The sequence below is a fragment of the Verrucomicrobiales bacterium genome (assembly GCA_016793885.1).
Lineage (GTDB): Bacteria > Verrucomicrobiota > Verrucomicrobiia > Limisphaerales > UBA11320 > UBA11320.
Genome location: JAEUHE010000194.1, coordinates 1 through 7,078, shown reverse-complemented (window position 1 = coordinate 7,078; position 7,078 = coordinate 1). Strand labels below are relative to the sequence as shown.

8 protein-coding genes and 2 pseudogenes are annotated in these 7,078 nt (G+C 56.1%); 8 read left to right on the top strand and 2 right to left on the bottom strand.

Features of this window, described 5'->3' with window-relative positions; all coding sequences use genetic code 11:
• Positions 1 to 666 precede the first annotated feature (666 nt).
• The 6 genes and pseudogenes from JNN07_22335 (at position 667) to JNN07_22310 (ending at position 5,047) form a co-directional block, all read left to right on the top strand.
• Positions 667 to 945 (top strand): annotated as a pseudogene (locus JNN07_22335) (transposase).
• 72 nt (positions 946 to 1,017) lie between these two features.
• Positions 1,018 to 1,188: a transposase gene (locus JNN07_22330; protein MBL9170490.1), complete on the top strand. Its 171-nt coding sequence runs from the start codon at positions 1,018 to 1,020 to the stop codon at positions 1,186 to 1,188.
• A 78-nt stretch (positions 1,189 to 1,266) separates the two neighbouring features.
• Entirely contained in the window at positions 1,267 to 1,515 is a 249-nt protein-coding gene (locus JNN07_22325; protein MBL9170489.1) for a transposase, read from the top strand.
• 33 nt (positions 1,516 to 1,548) lie between these two features.
• The gene (locus tag JNN07_22320; protein MBL9170488.1) at positions 1,549 to 1,704 is read left to right on the top strand and encodes a transposase domain-containing protein; all 156 of its coding nucleotides are present in this window, start codon (positions 1,549 to 1,551) and stop codon (positions 1,702 to 1,704) included.
• Between the two features lie 425 nt (positions 1,705 to 2,129).
• On the top strand, positions 2,130 to 3,152 hold the full coding sequence (locus JNN07_22315; GenBank protein MBL9170487.1) for a glycosyltransferase: 1,023 nt from the start codon (positions 2,130 to 2,132) through the stop codon (positions 3,150 to 3,152).
• Between the two features lie 578 nt (positions 3,153 to 3,730).
• Positions 3,731 to 5,047: a glycosyltransferase family 4 protein gene (locus JNN07_22310; GenBank protein ID MBL9170486.1), complete on the top strand. Its 1,317-nt coding sequence runs from the start codon at positions 3,731 to 3,733 to the stop codon at positions 5,045 to 5,047.
• 276 nt (positions 5,048 to 5,323) lie between these two features.
• Here JNN07_22310 and JNN07_22305 read toward each other — a convergent pair.
• Together JNN07_22305 and JNN07_22300 are read right to left on the bottom strand one after the other, a co-directional pair.
• Positions 5,324 to 5,698: pseudogene (locus JNN07_22305) on the bottom strand (ATP-binding protein).
• Positions 5,686 to 5,967 (bottom strand): hypothetical protein, encoded by a 282-nt coding sequence (locus tag JNN07_22300; GenBank protein MBL9170485.1) that lies wholly within the window; start codon positions 5,965 to 5,967, stop codon positions 5,686 to 5,688. The pseudogene JNN07_22305 and the gene JNN07_22300 overlap by 13 nt, the downstream one beginning before the upstream one ends.
• 64 nt (positions 5,968 to 6,031) lie before the next feature.
• On the opposite strand from JNN07_22300, the gene JNN07_22295 reads away from it, so the two are divergent.
• Positions 6,032 to 6,325, top strand: coding sequence for a transposase (locus JNN07_22295; GenBank protein MBL9170484.1), 294 nt, complete (start codon positions 6,032 to 6,034; stop codon positions 6,323 to 6,325).
• Positions 6,304 to 7,078: IS3 family transposase (locus JNN07_22290; GenBank protein ID MBL9170483.1), on the top strand; the 775-nt coding region annotated here is incomplete at its 3' end. The genes JNN07_22295 and JNN07_22290, both read left to right, overlap by 22 nt.

Sequence of the window (7,078 nt, the reverse complement as noted above, 5' to 3'; positions counted from 1 at the left end):
CCCATGAGCCCTGGCCTACCTTTTATAGGCTAAATAGTCGTGGGCGAATTCGTAAGTTGGCTAGCAAGGCTGGTTTCGTGGCAACAGAACTCCGAATGGTAGAGCCAGAGCCTTCATACCTCATGTTTCATTTTCTTCCATTCCTTGCCGGAGTCAGCTACGAGAGGATTGTGAACGGAGTTGAACTTTTTGCCGGACTGCGAAGTAATATTTTTGGCAAACTCACCAAATGAGCTGTATCTTCGGTTAGCATAGGCATTTGTTCCACTCGTTAGTACCCTGTTTGAACTGCCGCCAGGCACACCGGAAACCTGCAGGGCACCCGGTTACCGTGACCATCCTTGAAGTTCTGGGATTTCGATAATCTAGGTCGAATTCGAATGGGTATTCACGATGAGATGGCGAGAACGACTTTATTTGCGGTTTTTTCGCTGGTTTTCCGTAAGCGTCTGGCTGAGAACCTGCCGGTCATTGAAGAGGTCCTTGATTCCGCGCCTGTAAAGCAACCTCCCGAGCAGTGGTGCTTCATTGGACAGGAGGTCAACGTGCAGCTCGACTATGAGCCCGGACGCTTCCTGCCTCGGCCTATCATCCGTGGCAAGTATGTCCATCGCTCCCAGACCAAACGCCTCCGATTGCCGCGTGGGCTGAACGGTTGCTGGAACGGGGCTGGCGACCCCCAGATTGTTGGCGCACCTGCTGGTGAGCAAATACTTAGAACGTCTGCCCCTCTTCCGGCAGGAACAGATCTTTGGCCATCTTCACGGGGTCTGGTTACCCCGGCAAACTCTGGCCCGCTGGGTCGAGTTGGCCGCAGACTGGCTCAAACCGATCTACGATCATATGCAGACCGGAGTGATGGCTGGGGGATATGTCAAGATCGGCGAAACCTCAATCCGGTATCTATCACCGGGAAATGGCAAGACCAAGCTCGGTTACTTGTGAACGGCACGGCGACCGCGTGAGGACGTAATCTTTCGGTAGGAACAGAATCGAGCGGCGACCTGTCTTCAAAAGATCCTGCCTGTCACCGGGCACTTCACCGGCACCATCCAATGCGATGGCTACTCCGCGTATGATTTCTTTGCGAGGACTCGCGTGGGCACCATCCGGTTGGCGGCCTCCCGGACGCACGTTCGCAGAAAGTTCCGTGAGGCGCTGGAGCAATCGCCCTGGACGGATGGCTGATGGGGCAGATCCAGCAGTCTGAGGCGGACCGAAGCCAGGCTCCTGGTTCAAGGGGCAGGTCCGAACCTGCGGCTGGCCGTGAGAGCTCAGAAAAGCCGTCCGCTGGTGGATCGTATTCGGAAAGCCTTGATGGCGATACAAGCCAGTGGCCGACACTTTCCCCAGCGCCTCCTTGGGCCGATCATCGACCACGCCCTGGGACTGTGGAGCGGGTTGGAGACCTTCTTGATGGACGAGAGGATAGAGATCGACAACAGCCAGGTCGAGAACGCGATCCGGCCGACTGCCATCGGAAAGAAGAACTGGCATTGTGTGGGGGCAAAGTAGGCTGGAGAACTAAGCGTCAGGGTTTGGACTATCGTGGAGAGTTGTCGGCGACGGGGTAGTGAGCCTTTCACCTACCCGCGGGACGTCCTAACCCGCCTCCCGGACATGACGATTCAGCGGATCATGGATGTAACGACCGAATCTCGGGCTAACCAACTTCACCACGATCACCGTCCCAAAGCACCATAAACGTCAATTAGATATGATGTGACCTGTATGAGCACCCTCGAACATCCAACGGGCGGATAGCGTTGCGTGTGACGCTTAAAGTAAATCTGAGGTGGAGGCCTCGTTGACTTGACGGAATTCTTCAAGGTGATTCTGGCACAGCCCGACAAACCTTCTGGAGGGCCCTATCTCGGATGACGCGCGATGTTGTTAGTAATGTTCATTCTAGTGAAACACCGAGGTGCAGGATGTGCTTAAAACGACTGGCATCCGCTGGCTGCCAAGTAACTATCGTCTACTCCCCAAACTTCAATCCGATCGAGCGAGTCCTGGTAGCCTTTAAAGGAGGTGCGTTGTGGAAGTTCATTCTCCTACCCCGCGAAAAACCCTCGGCTGACTTCCCGATCCTGAAACGACGCTCGTCATCCGCTATAGGTTGAAACGTTATGAATATACGCTTTTTGGGGCCCAAAGCAGGTGGGCAGGTTGGTGGGATCGAGAGTGCCATGAATGGACTTAGCCAAGCCCTTCAAAACTTGGGCGTTAGCGTCATCCCGACCGCTGATGTCAAGGATGCGGAAGCGGTCCACCATTTCCATGGCTTATGGAACTTTAACAATAGCAAACTAGGCCAGTGTTTGCGCCTGCACAAACGTTCTTATGTGGTTTCGCCGCATGGGATGTTGGAGCCGTGGGCTTTTCGGCATCGTGGATGGAAAAAAATCCCCTATTTCTGGCTTGTAGAACGTGGGTTTCTGCTAGGAGCCAAACGGGTCTTTGTGACGAGCAGAATGGAGTCCGACAATTTTCGCTTAATTCTTCCTCAAGTCCCTGTGGAGGTGCTACCGCTAGGTTGTATCGATAGACGTGGACCGGATTTCAAGGGGGCTCGACAACGGCTTGGCTGGGGTAAAGACGAGAAAGTGCTTTTGTTTCTCTCCAGGATTGACAAGAAGAAAGGGCTCGATCTGTTGTTGGCTGCCCTTAATGGTCGTAGCGACTGGAGTGGTTGGCGTTTGGTCATTGTTGGTGATGGCGATCCGGATTATCTCGCTTCACTGAAAGACTCGGTTGACAAAGCTAACCGCAACCTCCCCCGAATCGAGTGGATAGGACCGATTTGGGGTGAGGCACGTTGGGCTTATCTCCAGGGCTCAGACTTGCTTTGTTTGCCGACATATTCGGAAAATTTCGGACTGGTCGTGCTTGAGGCCTTGCATGTAGGTACTCCTGTGCTCACCACAGATCAAACTCCGTGGGTTGATGATAGGGGACTTCAAGGTCTATTTATTGCAAAACCTAATGTTCTTAGCATTCAAGCTGAGCTTCTCAACGCACGGACCATGCTCGCTAGAGGGTGGCTGGATAGTGATCGGAAGTCGTTAGCTCTTTGGGCTGCTGACAAGTTTTCATGGCACTTACTTGGCCCTTCATATACCGCCGCCTATCGAAGGGCGCTTTCGAGTTGAACTACACCTATTCAGGAATTTGCGCAGGCGCTTGCGCCTTTCGACCGCGGTTTTCACCCTCACTTACAACACTGCACATAAATGTTTATTTGAGTGTTCGTGTGTTCGGCCATTAGGGATACGCATGGAGCTCCTAGCCGTGGCTGGAGTGCGGTCGCGTCGATCGAGCCCGATCCGAGTTTTAGCACTCGCGGATAACAAATGATTGGGATTTGCTGAAGGGCTTTCGAAACGTGTCAGACCTTGAGCAATCATTCTGGGCATATGAAAAAATGTAGGTGTTAGGGTGAAAAGCCGCAAGCGGATCAAACGGAGGGCTGTTTCTCCGGAGGGCACGGCAACACGACCAGTTCGTGTGTTGTCCGCTTTTTGGGTTGCAACGATCGACTCAGTAGCGGCTTCGATCTCCTAACCCCAGCCAGATTGGAGTAATGATCCGTCAGGTATCAACTACGACGGGAAGCAGGGTAGTAATGCTTCGCTTTTCCTCCTTCTAGGATAGTAGCGACTTGGCTTTGCGTGGGGCCGTCGGACACGTTCAGTCCTTATCGTGCCGAGCCTCGTTTCAGTCTAGATTCATGTCCCAACTATACCGCCTGTTGTTCGTGAACCGCGTTTATCCGCCCCAGTCGGGCGCGACGGGCCAACTGTTGGCGGACTTAGCCGAATCTTTGCCGGCAGGAGGCTGGCATGCTCGCGTTCTGGCGTCACGCACAGTGCCTGATTTGTCGGTTCAGGAGCGCCGGAACGCAGTGGTGATCTCGCGGGCCTCCAGCCTCTCTCTGAGTCGATCGAGTTTGTTCAAGCGGATGCTGAGCTACTTGTCGCTCTACCCAGCTTTTCTGCTTTGCGCCTTGCGCGCTCCACGCTCAGAGATTCTCGTCACTCTTACGGATCCGCCGCTTCTCCTGCTGCTCGGTCCGCTGCTGAAATGGACGAAGCGCTGCCGCCTGATCCACTGGGCTCAGGATCTGTATCCCGAGGTGGCCGAGGAACTGGGGGTTCTCTCCCCGAACTCGCTGCCGGCACGTACTCTACGCTGGGCCTCTACTTGGGCGCTGCGACGTCATAACTTAATCGTGGCGGTGGGTTCGTGCATGAAGGAGCGCCTGCTGGCCCGTGGCATTCCATCGGAACAGATCGTCGTGATTCCTAATTGGAATCTCTCCAGCGCTGAGGTTCCGGCGGCCGGAACCTCAGATGAATCCTCCAGCGAGGATTCTGGTTTTCGAAAGGAGCGAGGTTGGAATGACCGGTTCGTGGTCATGTACTCGGGCAACTTCGGGCTCGCTCATCCGTTCGAGGCAATCGTGGACGCTGCCAAGAAACTGGACTCCACTGGCTCGCGTGCGCTGTTTGTGTTTGTCGGCGAGGGAGCGGGTCTGGCCGGAGTGAAAGAGGCGCTGCGCGGGGCGAGCAATGTCCAGTGGCTGCCCTATCAGCCGATCGAAAAGCTGGGTGCTTCTCTGCGCGCCGCGGATGTTCACCTGGCCTCGATGCATGAACGGACGCTGGGGCTCGTGGTGCCGAGCAAGGTCTACGGGATTATCGCCGCCGAGCGTCCGTGCGTTTTCCTCGGACCGGCTCAAAGCGAGGTCGCTAGACTAATCTCGGAGAATGGCTGCGGCGTTGTGCTGCCCAGTGGGGACGCGCCAGGACTGGCGCGGGTCATTCAACAGCTCGCCGACGATCCTGTGCGCGTGAGTGAGATGCGTCGCGCCGCCGCGGCACTCGGACCGCGCGTGAGCCGCGATGCGGCCGTAGCAGCGTGGCAGGCGGTGCTGGAGCAAGTAGTAGGAGAACCCCGCATGAAGCCGACCCCCGCCCCGAATGCCTCACACGAAGGCGCAAAGGTCACTAAGCTTTCCGGAGGGGACCGAGATGCCGAAATGTGAACCTGTCACCGGGCACTTCAAAACCAGCCACCGATGGGCGGTTCAAGACCAGCCACTCCGAGGAGGGCTGATTCACTATTTTTTGGGTTGGAGTTGCAGGTGGAGAGTTACCTTCGCCAGCCAAAACGAGTCGGTGCCGTGCTCCGAGCCTCAGCTCGCGGCACCGACGGTCGAAGGTTGAGGCTCCGGCTTCGGAACCTTGCTAGGCTTCACTGAGCTCGCGGCGACCTGGTCCTTCAGACGGTAGCTGCGGCCGGTGATGCTGACGACAATGGCTCAGCTGAGGAACCGGTCGAGGACAGCGCTTGCGGCCGGCACATTGCCGAAGAGTTTACCCCATTCCTCCAGAGGGCGGTTGCTCGTCATGATGGTCGAACGGTTGTCGGGACGGCACATGACGATTCCCAACAAGTATTCCTCCGAGTTCTTGGGAAGGGCGCGCATGCCCATATCGTCGATAATCAGCAGATCGGGCTTCAGATACCGGCGCAGGGTGCGGTCCTGTTGATTGAAGGCATCGTCCCTGAGGAAGTCTCGAACCAGATCAAACGTGGGACGATAGAGCACCGAGAAGTTCATCTTGAGGGCTTTGTAGGCAACGGCGTGAGCTACATGCGTTTTCCAAACCCCCGGCGGTCCTACAAAGAGAACATCCCTGCCTGGCGGATAAAGGCCCCCGTGGCCAGTTCGTAGATGGGCTTGCGGTTGGTGGTGTGGTTAAACTGCCTGTCTAAGTTCTCCAATGTCTTGAGATGCCGAAAGTCGGCAGCCTTGGTGCGGCGTGCCAGTTGACGCTCTTTGCGGATGTTAAGTTCATCCTGCAGGATGAGTTCCAAGAAGTCCGCGTGGCAGAGGCGATTGGCTGCTGCCACCGCAGCGCGAAGGTTATCGATGACTACCTTGGTAGTAATGGACCCCAAAATTCGGACCAGTTAGGAAGCTAGACTTTTCGGGTTTTGTTGGGCATGAGAAACCAACAGAACCATGAGCAAGACGAAACGAAAGCGATATACAGGAGCCTTCAAAGCGAAGGTCGGAATGGAAGCCCTTTTAGGCGTGAAAACCGTGGGTCAAATCGCCCTCGAGTATCAGGTTCATCCGGTGCAAGGGACGCAGTGGAAAGGGATCATTCGGGATCGGTTACCCGAGCTCTTCGAATCATCGCCCCAGCCCGGGGAGGACAGCCAAGAGCTGATCGCGCAACTGCACGAGAAAATCGGTCAGCTCACCGTGGAGGCGGATTGGCTTAAAAAAAAGTGCAAACAGCTGGGCCTGTAAGTGCCCGGCACGATCTGATCGCTCCATGCACGGAACTGAGCATTCGAAGGCAGTGCGAACTGGTGAACGTGTCACGCAGCGGATTCTACTACGAACCGTGTCCCGAGTCGGAGGAGAACCTTGCGCTGATGCGCCGGATCGACGAAATGCACCTGGAGCGGCCGGTGTATGGAAGTCGCCGGTTAACGGTGCTCTTGAATCGGGAAGGGCGAGCGGTGAACCGCAAGCGAGTGGTGCGATTGCTGCAAGTCATGGGGATCCAAGCATTGTATCCCAAGCGCTCGCTCAGCCAACCCGGAGAGGGGCACCGAAAGTACCCGTATCTGCTCAAAGGCCTGGAAATATGCGGTCCGGACCAGGTTTGGTGCAGCGACATCACATATGTGCCGATGGCCAGCGGATTCATGTATCTGGTGGCGACGATGGATTGGTGGAGCCGGTATGTGGTGGGGTGGGAGCTCTCGAACACCCTGGACAGCGAGTTCTGTATCCGGGCCTGGGAGAAGGGCCTGGAGACGGGCCGACAGCCCTTGATATCGAACACGGATCAAGGATGCCAATTCACGAGCGAGGCCTATCTGGAAGCGGTCGAATCCGCTGGGGTAGACGTGAGCATGGACGGTCGTGGGCGATGGATAGACAACCGATTCATCGAGCGGCTATGGCGCAGCGTGAAGCAGGAGGACATCTACCTGCAGGACTACTCGAGCGGATTGGATGCGCAGCGGGGGTTGTCAAAGTGGTTTGCCGAAT

Bases quoted from the DNA above. Each gene is read 5' to 3' on its own strand.
- JNN07_22315 (MBL9170487.1), top strand. From the start codon at position 2,130: ATGAATATACGCTTTTTGGGGCCCAAAGCAGGTGGGCAGGTTGGTGGG.
- JNN07_22310 (MBL9170486.1), top strand. From the start codon at position 3,731: ATGTCCCAACTATACCGCCTGTTGTTCGTGAACCGCGTTTATCCGCCC.
- JNN07_22295 (MBL9170484.1), top strand. From the start codon at position 6,032: ATGAGCAAGACGAAACGAAAGCGATATACAGGAGCCTTCAAAGCGAAG.